A 19483-nucleotide genomic window follows, 5' to 3' on the forward strand; every position below is an offset into this window, starting at 1 on the left:
AAAGCACATCAAGTGCGATTCAATGATAAGTTTTAAGCATAAAGAAAAAGCGGGACGAATCCCGCTTTCTCTGCTTGCTATTATCGGCGTAGGCCAAGTCTTGCGATTAACTCACGGTAGCGTTGTACATCGTTCTCGCGTAGGTATTTAAGCAAGTTACGACGGCGTCCAACCATTTTGAATAGACCACGACGTGAATGGTGATCTTTCTTGTGGGTACGCAAGTGCTCGTTCAAGTTGTTGATGTCTTCTGTAAGAATGGCGATCTGAATTTCTGGAGAACCAGTATCAGTGTCATGCACTTTGTATTCATTGATCAATTCATTTTTACGTTCTTGAGTGATTGCCATGCTGTTCCACCTCCTAATCTCTGATAGCCCCTATTACCTAGCAAACGTTGGTGATTCGATGTGCCAAGCAACGGTTAGTACGTTCAGTACTTTGATATCATAGCACAGTGATTTCCTGAAATCAACTGTCCAACTTATACTTCGAAATATTGCTTTGCGGTATTTTTGTCCTGCCCGATTTGGGTTTTCAGTTCATCAATGCCGGAAAATTTCTGTTCGTCGCGTATGCGCTTATGCCATTCAACGACGACTTTTTCACCGTAAATCGACTTATCGTAATCCAGGATATGGACCTCGATGACCAGGTTTTTGACATCGGGATTGTTGAATGTCGGCTTGTAGCCGACATTGCAGACGCCGTCGAAGTAAGCGCCTTGTACTTCAATCCGCACAGCATAGACGCCGCGCTTTGGAACGAATGTCCCGAGTTCAGGTTCGACGTTCGCTGTCGGAAAGCCGATCGTCCGCCCGCGCTTGTCGCCGTTGACCACCGTCCCGGAAATCCGGTACGGCCTGCCGAGCAGATGATGGACCGGTTCGACCATCCCATCTTTCAATAGATGGCGGATGCGCGTTGAACTGACTTTTTCATTTTCCGCTTCGATCTTGCCAACCGTCGTGACATTATAGCGCCCTCTGCCGGCCGACTCCATCAATTTCATATCGCCGCCGCCTTTAAAGCCGAACGAAAAATCAAACCCTGCCACGACTTCCTTGACGCCGAGGCCGTCGATGAAGTGCTCAATAAATTGTTCAGGGGAAAGTTTGGCAAACTCTGAAGTGAATCGGACGATATAGCAGATGTCTACGCCCATCTCCTGCAAGATCTCCATTTTCTGGCCAAGCGGCGTGATATAGAAGACTTCTTCTTTCCGGCCGCCGAGCACGAGCGACGGATGCGGATCGAAGGTCATAACAGCGGATTTCATCCCGCCTGCTTGCGCCTTGTCAATTGCCGTGCCGATCACTTTCTGGTGCCCGCGGTGAACGCCGTCAAAAAAGCCGATCGCCATCGACAGCGGGCCATCTTCTTGTGCTTTCATCTCGTGAGGATAACTCAAGTGAATAATTTTCATACTACACCTCGTCCGTTGGAGGAAATCCAAACATTTTTTCGGGTTTCATTTTGCCCGGCTTATCCGGATGCCGTTTATACAAAGCTGCCGGCTTGCCTTGATGGGTAAAAACGACGAATGCTTCCGTCTTTAAGACCGGATGCTCTTCGAGAACTTGGCCGTTTTTAATGCCGAACAATAGATCCGGCGTGATTTCTTCAAATGGAAACGCACTTAAGCCATAGGCAAGGGGCTGCAAAATAGAACCGATATCTCCATTTTGCGCAATTTCCTCCACTTCGGCAAGCGTCACACATTGTTCTTTCGTAAAACTCCCCGATTGCGTGCGCGTCAGCTGTGACATATGAGCCGGATAGCCAAGTGCTTCCCCGATCTGGACAGCGAGCGTCCGGATATAAGTCCCTTTTCCGCAGCGGATGCGGATGCGGAAATGGATATTCTGGCCTTCCCACATCTCTGCTTCATCCAATAATTCAATCGAGTCAATATGCACGGTCCGCACCGGGCGTTCCACCGTTTCGCCTTTACGGGCATATTCATAGAGCTTTCTGCCGTTCACTTTGACGGCGGAATACATCGGCGGAATTTGTTCAATGTCGCCGGTCAGGCTTTGCAATACATCTTCAAGCTGCTTGCGTGAAATCATTTTGTCGCTGGCGTCTTGTTCCACTATAGCGCCTTCTGCATCTTCTGTTTCCGTTGAAAACCCGATCAATACTTCCGCTTCGTACGTTTTTCCTTGATCAGTGATATACTCTGCCACTTTGGTCGATCGCCCGAGGCAAATGGGCAATACGCCGTCCACTTGGGGATCGAGCGTTCCGGTATGCCCGACTTTTTTCGTTTTCAGGATTTTCCGCAAGCGGAAAACACAATCATGCGATGTCATGCCTGGTTCTTTCCATAATGGAAGAATTCCATTCGGTTCCATATTGAAAGCCCCTCTCTTTATCGGTTCTAGGACCGAACGTATAGTATGTAGAAAAAAGCCTGCTGTCTAAAAATAGACGGGCAGGCTTTCGGTTTACTCTTCTGTTGGATCTTTGATATCCCGCAGCAATGATTCAATCCGATTGCCGTATGCGACAGACGAATCGATTTCAAACGCCAATTCAGGAGTCTTGCGCAACCGGATCCGCTGCCCGATTTCTGAGCGGATGAATCCTTTGGACTTGGCAAGGCCGAGCAAAGTTTGCTCTTTTTCCTTGTCATCGCCCAATACGCTAATATAGACGGTTGCCTGCTGAAGGTCGCCCGTCACTTCGACATCTGTCACTGTGACAAATCCGATGCGCGGATCTTTCAGTTTTCTGCCGATAATCTCGCCGAGCTCTTTTTTCATTTGCTCAGCTACACGATTCGAGCGCATTGATGACATTTCGAATCCACTCCGTTCTTACAAATATTCTTTCTCTATTTCCATGCATTCCCACGACGGATTACTTTCCAGAAAGCGCAGCACATGCTCCATTTCACGCTCCGCTGCTTCTTTTGACGAAGAAACGGTAACAAACGCAAGGCGCGTGCGCTGCCAAACTTGCTGGTGATCGACTTCCGCCGCCGACACATTGAATTTTTGCTTGGTGCGCGTCATCATGCTTTTGACGACGGCGCGTTTATCCTTCAATGAATGCGCGGTAGGGATGAAGAACTCGCATTCCATTGAAAGGATCATTTTCTTTCGATTTCTTCCATGATGAACGCTTCGATGATGTCGCCTTCTTTAACATCGTTGAAGTTTTTGATCGTCACACCACATTCGTAGCCTTTTGCAACTTCTTTTGCGTCATCTTTGAAGCGTTTCAAGGTATCGATTTCGCCTTCGAAGACCACGATGCCATCACGGATGACGCGCACGCCGCTGTCGCGGGTGATCTTACCTTCCGTTACATAGCTTCCGGCAATCGTTCCGACTTTAGACACTTTGAACGTGCTGCGGATTTCTGCTTGGCCGATGATTTTCTCTTCGAACTCTGGGTCCAAGAGGCCTTTCATCGCTGCTTCGATTTCTTCGATCACTTTGTAGATGATGCGGTGCAAGCGGATATCGACGCCTTCTGCATCTGCTGCGCGCTTGGCGTTAACATCTGGGCGGACGTTAAAGCCGATGATGATGGCGTTAGAAGCTGCCGCCAGTGATACATCAGATTCGGTGATCGCCCCGGCGCCTGTATGGATGACTTTTACGTTGACACCTTCTACATCGATTTTCAAGAGTGAAGCAGCCATGGCTTCCACTGTCCCTTGAACGTCAGCTTTGACAATCAAGTTCAACTCTTTCATTTCACCTTGTTTCAATTGGTCGAATAAGTTATCCAAAGTAACGCGGTTCTTCTCAGAACGCATTTCCTGCAACGCTGTAGCCGAACGGGCTTCACCGATTTGACGAGCAGTTTTCTCGTCTTCAAACACGACAAAACGGTCGCCGGCTTGCGGTACATCACTAAGTCCAGTAATTTCAACAGGCGTTGATGGGCCAGCTGTTTTCACGCGGCGGCCAAGGTCGTTGACCATCGCACGGACGCGTCCGAACGTATTACCGACAACGATTGGGTCGCCGACATGCAAAGTGCCATCCTGCACGAGCAAAGTCGCGACAGATCCACGGCCTTTATCCAGCTCCGCTTCAATGACCGTACCGATTGCACGGCGGCCAGGATTCGCTTTCAATTCCCCGACTTCAGAAACAAGAAGGATCATTTCAAGAAGCGTATCAATGCCGTCTCCAGTCAATGCGGAAAGCGGTACGAAAATCGTATCGCCGCCCCATGCTTCAGGTACAAGACCGTGCTCGGTCAATTCCTGCATGACGCGGTCCGGGTTAGCGGACGGTTTATCCATTTTATTGACTGCGATGATAATCGGAACTTCTGCAGCTTTTGCATGGTTGATCGCTTCCACTGTCTGCGGCATGACGCCGTCGTCAGCAGCAACAACGATAATAGCAATATCAGTTACTTTCGCACCGCGCGCACGCATCGTCGTGAACGCTGCGTGGCCTGGTGTATCAAGGAATGTGATTTTTTTGCCGTCTTCCTCGACTTGGTAAGCACCGATATGCTGCGTAATCCCACCAGCTTCTCCAGCAGTCACTTTCGTGTGGCGGATTGAATCCAGCAAAGTCGTTTTCCCGTGGTCGACGTGACCCATGATCGTAACAACAGACGGGCGTTCTTCTTTTTTGGCTTCTTCTTCAGGTTCGAAGTAGACTTCCAAATCAGTTTTATCGACCAAGATTTCTTCTTCTACTTCTACATCGTATTCTGCACAGACAAGCTCAATGGCATCTTTATCCAATTCTTGGTTGATTGTTGCCATAACACCAAGCATGAACAATTTTTTGATGATTTCTGAAGGCTCGCGGCCTAGTTTTTTCGCCAAATCGCCAACAGTCAAAGATTCACTGAATGTGATTTTTGACGGCAATTCTTTTTCTCTCTTCGGCATTGGCGGCATCGGGTTTACCGGACGCTGCTGTTTGCCTTTACGGTTGCGGTTTTGCCCGCCGCGTCCCGGGCCGTTCGAACGGCCGCGTTGGCCAGGTCCTGGAGCTGGTTTTGCAGCTTTTGGCGTGAAGTTGGAACCGCGCCCTGCTTGGCTCGTTCCTTGCTGCGTGGATGACGTACGGTTCTGGCTGCCTTGTGTGCGGTTTTGGCCGCCCTGGCTGCTTTGTCCGCCTGTGCGGTTCTGGCCTTGTCCGCTTTGGGGACGGGATTGGCCGCCTTGCGTACGGTTTTGGCCGCCTTGGCTGCCTTGTCCGCTTTGCCCGCGGCGCTGGTTTTGGCCTTGTGGGCGGGATTGTGAACCTTGAGCACGGTTTCCTTGTGCAGGTTTTTTATAAATGCCGTCCAATTTCGTTACAGCAGTATCTTCTAATGTCGCCATATGGTTATTGACTTTAATATTCATTTTTGACAATTCGTCGATGATGTCTTTGCTTGGTTTATTTACTTTTTTCGCGTATTCATGTACTCGAATTTTGGTCATCTGCTCACCCCCGGTTAGTTTTCGTCAAACAAGCTCGTCATTTTCTTGGCAAAACCGTTATCGGTAATCGCCAGAACGACGCGTGCTTCTTTTCCTATTGCGTGACCAATCTCATAGCGGCTAGCGCCTATGCGCACTGGCACGTTATAGGAATTGCATTTATCGTGCAGTTTTTTTCTTGTGTTTTCAGACGCATCTTCAGCCACAATGACTAATTTCGCGTTGCCGCGGCGCACTTCGCTGATGACCAATTCTTCACCGGTTACCAGTTTTCGTGCACGTGTAGCAAGCCCTAAAAACTGCAGGATTTTTTCTTTATTCATGATTTCAGCTGCTCTCTGCGTACGGCATGGACGAGCTCTTCGTAGATTTCGCCTGGAACTTTCACTTCAAGCTGCTTGTCCAAAACCTTCTTTTTACGTGCCAATTCGATGGCATCTTCCGATTTGGAAACATATGCGCCTCTACCTGACTTTTTGCCGGTAAGATCGACGAATACTTCTCCTTCTTTGGAACGCACGACGCGGATCATTTCCTTTTTCGGATGCATTTCACCGGTCGCGACACATTTTCTCAGCGGAATTTTCTTTTGCATAGCCAACGGATATCACCTTCTCAGCTTATTCTTCTTCGTCGTAAAAATCAAAGTCATCTGTGTCAGTTTCAGCATCCGACTTCACGATTACCGCGCCTTCAGGCGGATAAATCCCTAGTTCACGGGCATCCGTTTCACTCTTGATATCAATTTTCCAACCTGTCAATTTCGCCGCCAGACGGGCATTTTGACCGCGTTTGCCGATCGCAAGAGACAATTGGTAATCAGGCACGACGACTGTCGTCGATTTATCGTCTTCACTCACTTGCACATCCAACACTTTAGATGGGCTAAGGGCATTCGCTACAAAAACGACTGGATCTTCCGACCATTCCACGATATCGATTTTCTCGCCGCCTAATTCATTGACGATGGTCTGTACACGGCCGCCTCGTGACCCGACGCATGAACCGACTGGATCCACTTCTTCATCGTTTGCGTGGACGGAGATTTTTGAACGGTCTCCCGCTTCACGCGCAATTGACTTGATCTCGACAATGCCGTCGTAGATTTCCGGCACTTCGTTCTCGAACAAACGGCGCAAAAGCCCTGGATGTGTGCGTGAAACGAACACTTGCGGGCCGCGTGTTGTGCGCTCGACTTTAGTGATATAGACCTTGATGCGGTCATGCGGCTGGTAGCTTTCGTTCGGCATTTGTTCCGTCTGCGGCAATACCGCTTCGACTTTGCCTAAACCGACATACAAGTTGCGTGCGTCCATGCGTTCGACAATTCCGTTGACGATATCATCCGCACGGTCCACATATTCCTCAAAAATCAACCCGCGCTCTGCTTCGCGTACGCGCTGTGTGACGACTTGTTTCGCCGTTTGTGCAGCGATGCGGCCGAAATTGCGCGGTGTGACTTCCTCTTCCACAATATCGCCGATTTCATAGACCGGGTTGAGTGCATGCGCATCTTCCAACGAGATTTGCAGGCGGTCATCTTCGACTTCCTCGACTACATCCTTGCGGGAATAGACCAGCATTGTCCCAGTATCAAGGTTCAAATCGACACGGACGTTCTGCGCTTGGTTGAAATTGCGCTTATAGGCGGTGACGAGTGCTGCTTCGATTGCTTCGATCAACACATCGCGTGAAATCCCCTTTTGTTTTTCCAACACTTCTAAAGCATCCAATAGCTCACTGCTCATAGTTATTCACTCCTAAATTCTTCTATTCAGCTTGCAGAAAAATCGATCGCCAGACGAATCACGGCAATTTTCTTTCTCGGGATGCTGATGGTTTTTCTGCGGGTCTTGATCTTGATCTCAATCTCCACTTGTTCTTCATCATATGACTTCAAATAACCTTCGAATTCTTTCGTATCTTCAATCGGCTCGTACGTTTTGATATAGATGAAGTTTTCCAAAGCTTTTTCGAAATCCTTCTCTTTCTTCAACGGGCGTTCCGCTCCTGGCGAAGATACTTCCAGGAAATAGTTCTGCTCGATCGGGTCGGTCGCGTCAAGCTCTTCGCTTAAGCGCTCACTGACGATTGCGCATTGATCGATATCGATCGGCTCTTGTGGATTGTCCACATAGACGCGCAAGAACCAGTTCTTGCCTTCCTTCACAAACTCGACATCGACTAGTTCAAGTTCCAGTTCATCGACGATCGGTTGTGCCATTGCTTCAATTTGTTCTGTAATTTTGCTCATAAAATGCCTCCTGCCAATAATATGCCATAACAAACAGAAAAGAGCGGGAGAACCCACTCTTCTGCGACAGAGCTATCAGTAAATGTTATTACAATAATACCATGCTTAGCGGCACGGCGCAACTGACTAGAACAAGGACAGCTGATTGGCGTCAGGCATCCCCTCTAGGCAGCCGTGGTCATCCATGTACTCGATGATCGTTTTCGAAACGCGGCCGCGCTGCTGTAAATCTTCCTTCGACAGGAATTCGCCTTCCGCCCTTGCGGCAACGATCGACTTCGCGGCATTGGTGCCGAGTCCTGGAATCGCGTTGAACGGCGGGATCAAGGTATTGCCTTCGATCAGGAATTCATCCGCAGAGGATTTATACAAATCGACTTTCTGGAATGAATAGCCGCGTTCGACCATTTCAAGCGCAAGCTCCATGACCGTCAGCAAGTTCTTCTCTTTCGTCGAAGCTTCCAATCCTTTTGAATTGATTTCGTCCACTTTGGCACGGATCGATTGGGACCCTTTAGCCATGGCGTTGACATCGAAATCTTCCGCCCGCACCGTAAAGTACGCTGCGTAATAGAGAACCGGGAAATGGACCTTGAAATAAGCGATCCGGACTGCCATCAAAACGTAGGCCGCGGCATGTGCTTTCGGGAACATGTACTTGATTTTCTTACACGACTCGATATACCAGTTCGGGACCGCTTTCTCTTTCATCGCCGCTTCCATCTCCGGCGTCAGCCCTTTCCCTTTCCGTACCGATTCCATGATCTTGAACGCCAAGGAAGACTCGAGCCCTTGATAAATCAAGTAGACCATGATGTCATCCCGGCAGCCGATGACATCGGACAGTTGGCATGTGCCGTTATGGATCAATTCCTGGGCATTGCCAAGCCACACGTCCGTGCCGTGCGACAATCCGGAAATCTGTACGAGTTCCGAAAATGTCGTCGGTTTCGTATCTTCAAGCATTTGGCGGACGAAGCGTGTCCCGAACTCGGGAATACCGAGCGTTCCGGTTTTACAGCCGATTTGCTCTTTCGTGACGCCGAGCGATTCGGGACCTGCAAAAATCTTCATCACTTCCGGGTCATCTGTCGGAATCGTCTTCGGATCGATACCGGACAGATCCTGCAGCATGCGGATCACTGTCGGGTCATCATGCCCGAGAATATCAAGCTTCAATAAATTATCGTGGATCGAGTGAAAGTCGAAATGGGTCGTCTTCCATTCGGAATCTTGCGCATCCGCTGGAAATTGAATCGGCGAGAAATCGTAGATGTCCATATAATCGGGCACAACAATGATGCCTCCCGGGTGCTGGCCTGTGCTGCGCTTGACGCCGGAACAGCCTTGCACCAAACGGTCGATCTCCGCGCCGCGCATCGTCATATCGCGGTCATTGGCGTAGCCGCGCACATACCCGTAAGCTGTTTTTTCTGCTACGGTGCCGATTGTGCCGGCCCGGAAGACATTGTCTTCACCGAACAGCACTTTCGTGTAATTATGCGCTTGCGGCTGATATTCGCCACTGAAGTTCAAATCGATATCGGGTACTTTATCGCCTTTAAATCCAAGGAAAGTTTCAAACGGGATGTCCTGTCCGTCTTTTTTATACGGAACCCCGCAATCCGGGCAATCTTTATCTTTCAAGTCAAAGCCAGAACCGACAGAGCCGTCATCGAAGAACTCGGATTTTTTGCATTTCCGGCACACGTAATGAGGCGGCAGCGGGTTGACTTCCGTAATCTCCGTCAGCGTCGCGACAAGTGACGATCCGACAGACCCTCGGGAACCAACGAGATAGCCGTCGTCAAGCGATTTTTTCACCAGTTTATGCGAAATCAAATAGATGACCGCAAAACCGTGGCCAATAATAGACTTCAATTCTTTCTCGATGCGCGCCTCGACGATTTCCGGCAAGTCGTCTCCGTAAATCGAACGCGCCATCGTATAACTGAGTTCACGGACTTCTTCATCCGCTCCTTCAATTTTCGGTGTATACAATTCGTCTTTGATCGGTTTGACGACATCGATCATATCGGCAATCTTCAAGGAATTGTCGACTACGATCTCACGTGCCGTCTCTTCTCCGAGAAAATCGAATGCGTCGAGCATTTCATTGGTCGTGCGGAAATGCACTTTCGGCAATGTGGAACGGTTCAATGGATTCGCGCCGCCTTGTGAACCGATCAGCACTTGGCGGAAGATGGCGTCCGTTTCATCAAGGTAATGGACATTGCCTGTAGCGACCAGCGGCTTGTCGAGCTTACGGCTCACTTTGGCCAGCTTGCGGATGATGTCTTCTAGATTCCATTCGTCGCGAATCAATTCGCGGTCGATCAATGGCTGGTACACTTCTTTCGGATGCACTTCCAAATAATCATAGAACTGCGCCGTGCGCTCTACTTCTTCCATGGATTTCTGCATGACCGCTTCGAACACTTCGCCTTTATCGCAGCCCGAACCGACGAGCAAGCCTTTTCGGTGGCGCTGCAACAATGAGCGAGGTATGCGCGGTACACGGTAGAAATAATTGATATGGGATGCCGAAACAAGCTTGAACAGGTTTTTCAGGCCTTCCTGATCTTTTGCCAAAAGCGTGCAATGCGTCGGCCGTGAGCGCTTATAGGAATCGCCTGTCCCGACATAATCATTCAATTGATCATGATAGAGAATGCCTTTGTCGTCCGCTTCTTTCAATAAGTGCGTCAATAGGTAAGCGGTCGCTTCCGTATCGTAGATGGCGCGGTGATGCTGAGTCAGTTCGATATTGAACTTTTTCGCCAGCGTGTTCAAACGGTGGTTCTTCATTTCCGGGTGGAGCATGCGGGCAAGTTCTAGTGTATCGATCGTGGCATGTGTTTTATCGATGCCGTATTTCTTATAGGCAACATACAAAAAGCCCATATCGAATGAAGCATTATGCGCGACCATGATATGATCGCCTGCCCATTCATGGTATTCGCGGATGACGTCTTCGACTTCGGGTGCGTTTCGGACCATATCATCCGTGATGCCTGTCAAGTCGATTGTCGTCGCCGACAAAGGATGATGCGGATTGGCGAAACGCTCGAATTTATCGATGATATTCCCGCCCTTGATCTTGACCGCTGCCAGCTCGATGATCGTGTCATAGACGGCGGATAATCCAGTCGTCTCTAAGTCAAAGACGACGAAAGTCTCTTCCTCAAGCAACGCATGCCGTTCTTCGTAGGCGATTGGGACGCCGTCATCAACTAAGTTCGCTTCTAAGCCGAATATCGCCTTGATGCCATGCTTTTGGCTCGCGGCATAAGCGTCCGGAAATGCTTGGACGCCTGCATGGTCCGTGACTGCGATCGCCGGATGGCCCCATTTCGCCGCTTGGGCGACCAATGATTCAATGGAAGAAACAGCGTCCATCTGGCTCATCGGTGAATGCAAGTGCAATTCCGCCCGTTTGGTTTCAGCGGTGTCTTTTCGGACAGACGGGTTGATTTCGACCATGTCATTCGACATCATGACCAAATCCCGGACGAATGTATCGGTTTGGATCGAGCCTCTCGCTCTCAGCCACATGCCTTTTTTCGCCTGGGCCATGAGCTCTGCGTCTTCTTTATCGCGCGAGAACATTTTGACGAGGATCGAATCCGTATAATCGGTCATCTTGACGGTCAATAGCGAACGGCCGCTGCGCAGCTCACGGACTTCGACATCAAACACGAAGCCTTCGATAGTGACGCGGCGTTCTTCGTCGACGATCGAACGGATCTCGACAATCGGCTCATCCGGCTTGATGGCAGAGCCCATCTGGAAAGGACCGGATGGCGCGCCATTTTCTTTGCGTTCGGTTTCGCGTTTCTTCATGTCCGCGACAGCTCTTTTGGCCATCGCTTCTTCTTCGGCTTTGCGCTCTTCCATAAAGGCAGCGCGCGCTTCCTGTTGGTCTTCTGCCGATAGCTGGAAATCGATTGAAAACGCAGGGAACCCGAATTGCTGAAAAACCTGGCTCAGTTTTTCGGTATACTTGGATTTCAATGCCATCATTTCATGTTCATGGCAGCAGTCGACAATCAATTTATTGCCGTTCCACACAGGTGCTTGCGACAGCAGGCGCTCGCGTAAAGGCGGTGCCATATCCGCTAGTTCATCGACGACATGCCGCCAGTAGGCGGAAACTTGCTCGCCGTCAGCTTGTTGCGCGGGTGTTTCTATATGCACTTGAACGCTTGCAATCGATGAAAACTTGGCTTGCAGCCGCTCGCGGAAAATAATAAATAATTCAAGCGGCAGCACTTGCTTGAGTTTGACGATAAAACGCCATGCCCGGTCTTTCTTATGAACGGTCATGCGTGTCAATTCCGCCCCTTCAAAATATGGCATATGGACATCGTCGGTTAACTCCAGATGCTGCAGCAGCAATTTAAATCTCATTTTGGCGTCTTGCTCATTTATCATGATTATCCCCTTCGCCATTTATTTCAGAAAAAGAAAGGAAAGTACGTTTGTACTTTCCTTTTATCATATCAGATTATTATTCATTTCTTAAAGAATTCGCGTACCTTGTCTTGCACTTCATCTTTATGCCATTCGACTGTTTCGTTGGTTTCGCGGATTTTCACTTCCAGGATTCCTTCAGCGGCACGTTTGCCGACAGTGATGCGGAGTGGCAAGCCAATCAAATCGGCATCGGCGAATTTCACGCCGGCGCGCTCTTTGCGGTCATCAAGCAGCACTTCGAATCCTTGGGCTTTTAGTTGTTCATAAATTTCTTCGCCGGTTTCGCGTTGCACGTCGTCTTTGACGTTGACCGGCACGACGTGGATTTCATACGGTGCGACTGCAGTCGGCCAAGTGAACCCGGAATCGTCCTGGAATTGTTCAGCGACAGCCGCGACAATGCGGGAAACACCGATGCCGTAGCAGCCCATGATATAAGGCATCGCTTTGCCTTGGTCATTGAGGAATGTCGCTTTCATCGGCTCGCTGTAAGTCGTGCCGAGCTTGAAGATATGGCCGACTTCGATTCCTTTGGCGAATTGAATCGTGCCGTTTCCGTCTGGTGAAGGGTCGCCTTCTTTTACAAAGCGCAAGTCTCCATATGCTTCTACCGTGAAATCTTCATCAGGTGTAACATTTTTGAAATGGACACCGTCTTCATTAGCGCCTGTGACGCCGTTGACGATCGATTTAACAGCATTGTCCGCAAATACGCGGACGCCTGCAGGTAAGTTCACTGGCCCGATTGAGCCGATATCGCAGGACAACAATTCACGCACGTCTTCAGGCGTCGCCATATCGATCAGCTTAGCACCTGAAATATGCTTGACTTTAACGTCATTCACTTCATGGTCGCCGCGCGACAATACGACAATCAGCTCATCATCCGCTTTGAACACAAGCGTTTTAATGCAGTTTTCCGGCGTCGTCTCGAGGAACTCCGCCACTTGTGCAATGGTCTTCTGATCAGGCGTTGAGACTTTTTCAACTTGACGCGCTTGCTCATCGGATTTCGAATAGTCCATTTGAACGGCGGCCATTTCAATATTCGCGGCATATGGTGAATTGTCTGAATACGCAATCGTGTCTTCGCCGATTTCCGACAGCACCATGAATTCGTGGTTGTCCTTGCCGCCGATTGCCCCTGAATCCGCGATGACGGCGCGGAAATTCAACCCGAGGCGTCTGAAGATATTGCTATAGGCCTGCATCATATCGTCGTAGGTCTTATCCAGGCTTTCCGGCGTCGCATGGAAGGAATACGCATCTTTCATGAGGAATTCGCGTCCGCGCAGCAAACCGAATCGTGGGCGTTTCTCATCGCGGAACTTCGACTGGATTTGATACAAAGTTAGCGGTAATTTCTTATAGGACTTGATTTCGTCGCGCAGTAGGCTCGTGATGATTTCTTCATGAGTTGCACCTAGTGCAAATTCACGGTCGTTGCGGTCTTTTAAACGCATCAATTCGTCGCCGTAAGAATACCAGCGTCCAGTCTCCTGCCAAAGTTCAGCTTGCTGAAGCGCAGGCATGAATACTTCTACGCTATTGATCGCTTCCATTTCCTCACGGATGATTTTCTCGACTTTGTGCAGAACGCGTTTGCCGAGCGGAAGGAATGAATAGATCCCGCTCGTATTTTGGCGAATAAATCCTGACCGCAGCAATAATTGATGCGATTTCACTTCCGCATCAGCTGGAGTTTCCCGTAACGTCGGGATAAAGCTTAATGTTTGTCTCATATCCGAATACACCTCGACTGGTTATTGTATTTGTAAATCCCTATGTAGCAGAGAAAGGAAAGCGTTAGACGCTTCCCTTTCTCTCATTAAAAGAAGAATCGCTGAATGTCATTCCATGTGACGACAATCATCAAGAGCATTAACAGCATGATCCCGACAAAATGGACCATCCCTTCTTTTTGCTTATCGACCGGCTTGCCTCGCAATGCTTCAAGGACAAAGAACATGAGGCGTCCGCCGTCAAGCGCTGGCAGCGGCAACAAGTTCATGATCCCTAAGTTGATGCTGAGCATGCCAGCCCAGCTCATGAGCGTAAAGATGCCATACTGGGCGACTTCTTCAGTGGTTTTGTAGATACCGACAGGACCGGACAAAGCATCGATGGTGAATTGGCCTGTCACAAGCATGCCGAGCAAGCGGAATATCTCTTTAAACCAAAACACTGTTTGTTCAGCCCCATACGCGAATGAACCGAAAAAGTCTTTTTCCACCGGGCTTTGGTACAAGACGCCGATGACGCCGACTTCTTCTCCAGCTTGCTCAGACAATTCGGGCGTGATCGTGAAATTCAGAGGTTGACCATCACGCTCTACTTGGAAATCAAGCGCTGTTCCTGCACTGTCTTGTACGGACTCCACCAACTCGTCCCACGTGCTGATCGATTGGCCTTCGATTTCCGTCACCAAATCGCCGTCTTGCATGCCCGCCTCTTCAGCAGGGCTGTCTTCTGTCACTTCGGAAATCACTGGTTCGAAAGTCGGAACCCCCTGCAGCATGCCGATGGCCGTAAAGATGAAGAATGCCAGGATAAAGTTGAAGAACGGCCCAGCAAAAATCGTCATGAAGCGATTCGGCAAATTTTTTGCATCGAATGTGCGGTCATAAGGCGCCAAGATCGTTTCACGGCCATTTTCTTCCACTACCGCATCACGGGCAACTTTGATATTCACCAATTGCTCGTCTTCGTCGTATCCTTTGATGAAAAGATCTTTTTCGAGATCTGCTTGTTCTACTTCCAGAAACAGGATATCGGGATAGACATGCTTTTGGTTAAGGATGACTTTCTTGGCCTGTCCCTTTTCATCCAACAGCAATCCGATGCGATGGCCTGCCTGCAGATGAATGGCATCCATTTCTTCACCAGCCATGCGGACATATCCGCCAATCGGTAGCAATCTAATCGTATACAGCGTCTCGCCTCTTGTAATGCCTAAAATCTTAGGGCCCATTCCGATAGCGAATTCACGAACGAGGATTCCGGCCCGCTTAGCGAACAGGAAATGGCCCAGCTCGTGGAAAAACACTAATGCGCCGAAAATGATAATGAACGCTAATACTGTCTCCATATTGAACCCATCCTTAATAAACCTTATTCGGTTTTAATCTGTCGCTATTTTAGCATGTTTTCCACAGTTTTTCTCGTTTCAGAATCTGCCACAAGAATCGTTTCGAGATCTGGCGAAGCAATCGTCTGATGGGCAAGCATAGCCCGTTCAATAAATTCCTCGATTTGCAAAAAGCTGATTTGACGGTTCAAAAACATCGCAACTGCCTGCTCATTGGCAGCATTCAAGACAGTGGTCATCGTGCCGCCTTCCCGCCCGGCATCGAACGCCAACTTCAAAGCACGGAAGCGTTCGTAATCCATCGCCCGGAAATTCAACTGTGCGATTTCCGCCAGGTCCAGCCGTTTGGCAGCTGGTCGCGGCAGGCGGTCTGGATAGGAAAGCGCATACTGGATCGGCACTCTCATATCAGGTGTCCCGAGCTGTGCCATGACACTCGTGTCCTGGAATTCAACCATGGAATGGATGATGCTCTCACGGTGCAATAGCACATCGATATCATCATAGGCAAAATCGAACAGCACATGCGCTTCGATCACTTCCAGGCCTTTATTCAACATCGTCGCGGAATCGATCGTGATCTTGGAGCCCATCGACCAGTTTGGGTGATTGAGTGCATCTTCCACTGTGACATCTGCAAGTTCATTGCGCGTTTTGTCACGGAAGCTGCCGCCTGAAGCCGTCAGGATCAACCGACTTGCCTGCTCGAGCTTTTCTCCGTTGAGCGCTTGGAACAGAGCTGAATGTTCACTGTCCACCGGCAAGATATCGGCACCGTATTTTTTAGCGCTTTGCATGACGAGATGCCCCGCTGTCACAAGTGTTTCTTTATTGGCGATTGCAATCGTGCGGCCGAGTTTAATCGCTTCCAAAGTCGGTTCAAGCCCGACACTGCCGATCACTGCATTGACCAATACATCCGCTTCATATGTCGAAACATCAATCAGGCCTTTATTGCCATGGACGAATAGAATGCCCTTGTAATCCTGCTGCAGCTGCCGCGCATCTTCAGCGAGCTGGGCGCAGACGATTTCTGGCTGGAACTCTTGAATTAGCTCGCGTGTTTTTTCCATGTTTTTACCGGCTGATAATCCGACTAGTGAAAATTCTTCGGGATGTTCCCGGATGATATCGGCTGTCTGGATGCCGATTGAACCGGTCGCGCCGAGCAATATGATTTTTTTCATCTATGAAACAACCCTCTCTTAAATAAAATGCAGGAAATGTAATAGCGGCATGACAAAAAGGATACTATCGAAGCGGTCTAAAATGCCTCCATGCCCAGGCAGCATCTTGCCGGAATCTTTAACATTAAAATGACGCTTCAAAGCCGATTCCACCAAATCGCCCAATTGTCCGAAAATCGAAGCAACAATTGCGACGATGATGACCAATACGATAGGCTGTTCCATGCCCGCAAAATAAGCGAAAATAAGCGCGATGCCAACAGCCCAGATAATGCCGCCGACAAACCCTTCAATTGTTTTATTCGGTGAAATTTCCGGCCATAGTTTGCGCTTTCCGATTTTGCGCCCTGTAAAATAAGCTCCGGAATCGGTGAACCATACAACCAGCAGTGCAAAAATCAATACCGCAAGCCCAGATTCCCGTGTTTCGATTAAGTAATAGAACCCTAGCCCCACATAAAGGGTGCCGAGGATAGCGAACGCGGCATCGTCAAAGGTAAAGCTATTTTTAACGACGACCGTATGTATTAACAGTAAGATGACCGCCATGAAGACGAACTCCACTTTCAGATAGCCAGTCCATTCGTATACTTGCTGGGACCAATCTCCTGGCAGCATGAAAGCATACAAGGCCACAAGAGAAATAAGGCCGGGCACGCTCATGAGGCTCCGGCCTTTCATTTTAAGCAATTCCTGAAAACCGATAGTTGCTAGGACGTAGACCAAAAGAATAAACGGAATCCCGCCGATGATGACAAATGGAATAAATAGGGCAGCTGCTATAGCTCCTGTAATAATGCGTTGCTTCAATTTGCTTCTTCCCCCTTCAACCCACCATAACGCCGATTTCGTTTCTGATAAATCTCGAATGCCTCGAGCAAGCAATCTTCACCGAAATCAGGCCATAAGGTGTCGGTAAACCAAAATTCGGTATAAGCCAATTGCCATAGCATGAAATTGCTCAAACGAACCTCCCCGCTCGTTCGGATCAATAGATCAGGCTCCGGCAAACCGCTCGTCATGAGACGGCTTGTGATCATGTCTTCTGAAATTTCGGATGGCTCCAGTTCACCTGCTTGTACCAAAGCAGCCAAGTTTTTCACGGCGTCGACGATTTCCGCGCGGCTGCCGTAATTCAATGCAAAGTTCAACACCAATCCGTCGTTGTGCTTGGTTGCCTCTTTCGCTTTTTGGATCGCCTGGATCGTATGGGCTGGCAGATCATCTACATAACCCATCATTTCCACACGGACGTTCTCTTCAATCAGCTCCGGTAAAAAACTCGATAGAAACTCTTCCGGCAAACGCATCAGAAAGTCGACTTCCATTTTCGGGCGCTTCCAGTTTTCCGTCGAAAACGCATATAACGTCAATACGTCGACGCCGAGATGGCTTGCGAGCTTCGTTATTTTGCGGACGGTCTTCATTCCCTCGTGATGGCCTGCCACTCTCGGCATCGAACGCTTTTTCGCCCAACGCCCGTTGCCGTCCATGATGATCGCCACATGGGACGGTACGCCTGCACCGGCTACAGCCATGGCACGCTCTCCGTATTCCACCACTACCGGCTCTATATTTCTCTTTAATAGTTTATTGAACATAATTAATCCTCCACTTGTAACCAATCGGAATGTCTATTGCTTATCATATCAAAAAAATGCGCGTTGTGCGTGAACTTTCAAGGCACTTCCGAAATTTTGGCATGAAAAAAGCGTCCTGTTATACAGGACGCCCGGGAACAGATGAAGTTCGCTTAAACTGCCATGATTTCAGTTTCTTTGTCTTTGACCATGTCATCAATTTTAGCGATATGCGTGTTTGTCATATCTTGCACATCGTCTGAGTAGCCACGCAAATCATCGGTTGTAATCTCGCTTTTTTTCTCAAGCTTTTTCAAATCGTCGTTGGCATCGCGGCGAATATTGCGGATGATGACTTTAGCATCTTCCCCTTCTTTCTTCACTTGCTTGACCAAATCTTTACGGCGCTCCTCTGTAAGAGCTGGAACCGCAAGACGGATGACGTTGCCATCGTTTGAAGGACTGAGTCCAAGATCCGATTTCATGATCGCTTTTTCGATTTCAGGCAATACGGTTTTGTCGTAAGGCTGGATCATGATCAAACGTGCTTCCGGGACTGAAATGCCGGCAACTTGGTTGACAGGTGTCGGGGCACCGTAGTACTCGACGGTAATTTTGTCGAGCAATGAAGGGGTCGCACGCCCCGCGCGGATAGAAGCCAAATCACGCGAAAAAGCTTGAATGGCATTGCTCATTTTCGTTTTCGTATCGTTCATGATTGTTTTCGGCATTATAATGATCTCCTCACTACTGTCCCGATCTTTTCACCAAGAACAGCTCGTTTTATGTTTCCTTTTTCCATTATAGAGAATACTACGAGTGGAATATCATTGTCCATACATAATGTGGAAGCTGTCGAATCCATCACTTGAAGTCCTTGTTGAATGACGTCGAAGTACGACAGTTCATCGTATTTGACCGCTTCAACATCGGTTTTTGGATCGGCAGAATAAACGCCGTCCACGTTGTTTTTCGCCATCAAGATGACATCTGCTTCAATTTCTGCAGCTCGCAACGCAGCTGTCGTATCTGTCGAGAAGTAAGGGTTTCCGGTTCCGGCCGAGAAAATGACGACACGTTTTTTCTCGAGGTGGCGGATCGCTCTTCTGCGAATATACGGTTCTGCGACTTGGCGCATTTCAATTGAAGACAATACGCGTGTTTCCACGTCTTGCTTCTCGAGCGAATCCTGCAAGGCCAGTGAGTTCATGACAGTTGCCAGCATCCCCATATAGTCGGCAGTCGCACGGTCCATGCCCATTTCCGAACCGACTTTTCCGCGCCAGATGTTTCCTCCGCCAACCACTACCGCTACTTCTACGCCAAGGTCTACGATTTCCTTCACTTGCGCTGCGACAGATTTGATGATTTCAGGGGAAAGACCGAAACCTTGTCCGCCTGCCATCGCTTCTCCACTTAATTTCAGTACAATGCGTTTGTATTTTGGAACACTCATCGGTACCCTCCGTTACACGTTTATTGAAA

General features: G+C 49.0%; 18 protein-coding genes. All 18 read right to left on the reverse strand.

All coding sequences use genetic code 11. The features are described 5' to 3' along the window. Window positions 1–80 precede the first annotated feature (80 nt). The 18 genes from rpsO to pyrH all read right to left on the reverse strand — a co-directional run bounded on the left by rpsO (window position 81) and on the right by pyrH (window position 19454). Window positions 81–350, reverse strand: a complete 270-nt coding sequence (rpsO, locus tag M1Q06_RS10055; protein WP_058380477.1) for a 30S ribosomal protein S15 — start codon at window positions 348–350, stop codon at window positions 81–83. Window positions 351–484: 134 nt separating this feature from the next. Then, the gene (ribF, locus tag M1Q06_RS10060; protein WP_121297645.1) at window positions 485–1426 is read right to left on the reverse strand and encodes a riboflavin biosynthesis protein RibF; all 942 of its coding nucleotides are present in this window, start codon (window positions 1424–1426) and stop codon (window positions 485–487) included. Between the two features lies 1 nt (window position 1427). Next, window positions 1428–2357 (reverse strand): tRNA pseudouridine(55) synthase TruB, encoded by a 930-nt coding sequence (gene truB, locus M1Q06_RS10065; RefSeq protein ID WP_434399503.1) that lies wholly within the window; start codon window positions 2355–2357, stop codon window positions 1428–1430. A 93-nt stretch (window positions 2358–2450) separates the two neighbouring features. Then, window positions 2451–2804 carry a 30S ribosome-binding factor RbfA gene (rbfA, locus tag M1Q06_RS10070; RefSeq protein ID WP_068462817.1) on the reverse strand — a complete coding sequence of 118 codons (354 nt, stop codon included), beginning with the start codon at window positions 2802–2804 and terminating at the stop codon, window positions 2451–2453. An 18-nt stretch (window positions 2805–2822) separates the two neighbouring features. Next, the gene (locus M1Q06_RS10075) at window positions 2823–3101 is read right to left on the reverse strand and encodes a DUF503 domain-containing protein (RefSeq protein ID WP_274624096.1); all 279 of its coding nucleotides are present in this window, start codon (window positions 3099–3101) and stop codon (window positions 2823–2825) included. After that, a complete protein-coding gene (infB, locus tag M1Q06_RS10080; RefSeq protein WP_434399504.1) occupies window positions 3098–5413 on the reverse strand; it encodes a translation initiation factor IF-2 in 2316 nt (771 codons plus the stop codon). Before infB ends, M1Q06_RS10075 begins: the two co-directional genes overlap by 4 nt. 14 nt (window positions 5414–5427) lie before the next feature. After that, window positions 5428–5736 carry a YlxQ family RNA-binding protein gene (locus tag M1Q06_RS10085; RefSeq protein WP_058380471.1) on the reverse strand — a complete coding sequence of 103 codons (309 nt, stop codon included), beginning with the start codon at window positions 5734–5736 and terminating at the stop codon, window positions 5428–5430. Beyond that, window positions 5733–6014: an RNase P modulator RnpM gene (rnpM, locus tag M1Q06_RS10090; RefSeq protein WP_058380470.1), complete on the reverse strand. Its 282-nt coding sequence runs from the start codon at window positions 6012–6014 to the stop codon at window positions 5733–5735. The genes M1Q06_RS10085 and rnpM overlap by 4 nt, the downstream gene beginning before the upstream one ends. 19 nt (window positions 6015–6033) lie before the next feature. Continuing rightward, window positions 6034–7161: a transcription termination factor NusA gene (gene nusA, locus M1Q06_RS10095; RefSeq protein WP_121297649.1), complete on the reverse strand. Its 1128-nt coding sequence runs from the start codon at window positions 7159–7161 to the stop codon at window positions 6034–6036. 26 nt (window positions 7162–7187) lie between these two features. Beyond that, window positions 7188–7667 (reverse strand): ribosome maturation factor RimP, encoded by a 480-nt coding sequence (rimP, locus tag M1Q06_RS10100; protein WP_434399505.1) that lies wholly within the window; start codon window positions 7665–7667, stop codon window positions 7188–7190. A gap of 126 nt (window positions 7668–7793) precedes the next feature. After that, a complete protein-coding gene (locus M1Q06_RS10105; RefSeq protein ID WP_434399506.1) occupies window positions 7794–12101 on the reverse strand; it encodes a PolC-type DNA polymerase III in 4308 nt (1435 codons plus the stop codon). Between the two features lie 80 nt (window positions 12102–12181). Further along, on the reverse strand, window positions 12182–13885 hold the full coding sequence (locus tag M1Q06_RS10110; RefSeq protein ID WP_434399507.1) for a proline--tRNA ligase: 1704 nt from the start codon (window positions 13883–13885) through the stop codon (window positions 12182–12184). Between the two features lie 86 nt (window positions 13886–13971). Continuing rightward, the gene (gene rseP / locus M1Q06_RS10115) at window positions 13972–15231 is read right to left on the reverse strand and encodes an RIP metalloprotease RseP (RefSeq protein WP_434399508.1); all 1260 of its coding nucleotides are present in this window, start codon (window positions 15229–15231) and stop codon (window positions 13972–13974) included. Between the two features lie 44 nt (window positions 15232–15275). Then, on the reverse strand, window positions 15276–16418 hold the full coding sequence (gene dxr / locus M1Q06_RS10120; RefSeq protein ID WP_434399509.1) for a 1-deoxy-D-xylulose-5-phosphate reductoisomerase: 1143 nt from the start codon (window positions 16416–16418) through the stop codon (window positions 15276–15278). Window positions 16419–16436: 18 nt separating this feature from the next. Then, entirely contained in the window at window positions 16437–17228 is a 792-nt protein-coding gene (locus M1Q06_RS10125; RefSeq protein WP_274624104.1) for a phosphatidate cytidylyltransferase, read from the reverse strand. Further along, on the reverse strand, window positions 17225–18019 hold the full coding sequence (locus tag M1Q06_RS10130) for an isoprenyl transferase (protein WP_434399510.1): 795 nt from the start codon (window positions 18017–18019) through the stop codon (window positions 17225–17227). The genes M1Q06_RS10125 and M1Q06_RS10130 overlap by 4 nt, the downstream gene beginning before the upstream one ends. A 152-nt stretch (window positions 18020–18171) precedes the next feature. Beyond that, entirely contained in the window at window positions 18172–18729 is a 558-nt protein-coding gene (frr, locus tag M1Q06_RS10135; RefSeq protein ID WP_121297657.1) for a ribosome recycling factor, read from the reverse strand. Continuing rightward, a complete protein-coding gene (gene pyrH, locus M1Q06_RS10140; RefSeq protein ID WP_101190520.1) occupies window positions 18729–19454 on the reverse strand; it encodes a UMP kinase in 726 nt (241 codons plus the stop codon). The genes frr and pyrH overlap by 1 nt, the downstream gene beginning before the upstream one ends. Window positions 19455–19483 lie beyond the last annotated feature (29 nt).

Origin of the sequence: Planococcus sp. 11815, from assembly GCF_051096385.1 — a bacterium.
GTDB classification, from domain to species: domain Bacteria; phylum Bacillota; class Bacilli; order Bacillales_A; family Planococcaceae; genus Planococcus; species Planococcus citreus.

What these genes read in the sequence shown, in the direction of transcription:
- dxr (WP_434399509.1), bottom strand. Translation starts at nt 16,418, where the DNA reads ATGAAAAAAATCATATTGCTCGGCGCGACCGGTTCAATCGGCATCCAG.
- nusA (WP_121297649.1), bottom strand. Translation starts at nt 7,161, where the DNA reads ATGAGCAGTGAGCTATTGGATGCTTTAGAAGTGTTGGAAAAACAAAAG.
- M1Q06_RS10110 (WP_434399507.1), bottom strand. Translation starts at nt 13,885, where the DNA reads ATGAGACAAACATTAAGCTTTATCCCGACGTTACGGGAAACTCCAGCT.
- ribF (WP_121297645.1), bottom strand. Translation starts at nt 1,426, where the DNA reads ATGAAAATTATTCACTTGAGTTATCCTCACGAGATGAAAGCACAAGAA.
- pyrH (WP_101190520.1), bottom strand. Translation starts at nt 19,454, where the DNA reads ATGAGTGTTCCAAAATACAAACGCATTGTACTGAAATTAAGTGGAGAA.
- rimP (WP_434399505.1), bottom strand. Translation starts at nt 7,667, where the DNA reads ATGAGCAAAATTACAGAACAAATTGAAGCAATGGCACAACCGATCGTC.
- rbfA (WP_068462817.1), bottom strand. Translation starts at nt 2,804, where the DNA reads ATGTCATCAATGCGCTCGAATCGTGTAGCTGAGCAAATGAAAAAAGAG.
- M1Q06_RS10075 (WP_274624096.1), bottom strand. Translation starts at nt 3,101, where the DNA reads ATGATCCTTTCAATGGAATGCGAGTTCTTCATCCCTACCGCGCATTCA.
- M1Q06_RS10105 (WP_434399506.1), bottom strand. Translation starts at nt 12,101, where the DNA reads ATGATAAATGAGCAAGACGCCAAAATGAGATTTAAATTGCTGCTGCAG.
- truB (WP_434399503.1), bottom strand. Translation starts at nt 2,357, where the DNA reads ATGGAACCGAATGGAATTCTTCCATTATGGAAAGAACCAGGCATGACA.
- frr (WP_121297657.1), bottom strand. Translation starts at nt 18,729, where the DNA reads ATGCCGAAAACAATCATGAACGATACGAAAACGAAAATGAGCAATGCC.
- M1Q06_RS10085 (WP_058380471.1), bottom strand. Translation starts at nt 5,736, where the DNA reads ATGAATAAAGAAAAAATCCTGCAGTTTTTAGGGCTTGCTACACGTGCA.
- rpsO (WP_058380477.1), bottom strand. Translation starts at nt 350, where the DNA reads ATGGCAATCACTCAAGAACGTAAAAATGAATTGATCAATGAATACAAA.
- rseP (WP_434399508.1), bottom strand. Translation starts at nt 15,231, where the DNA reads ATGGAGACAGTATTAGCGTTCATTATCATTTTCGGCGCATTAGTGTTT.
- M1Q06_RS10130 (WP_434399510.1), bottom strand. Translation starts at nt 18,019, where the DNA reads ATGTTCAATAAACTATTAAAGAGAAATATAGAGCCGGTAGTGGTGGAA.
- infB (WP_434399504.1), bottom strand. Translation starts at nt 5,413, where the DNA reads ATGACCAAAATTCGAGTACATGAATACGCGAAAAAAGTAAATAAACCA.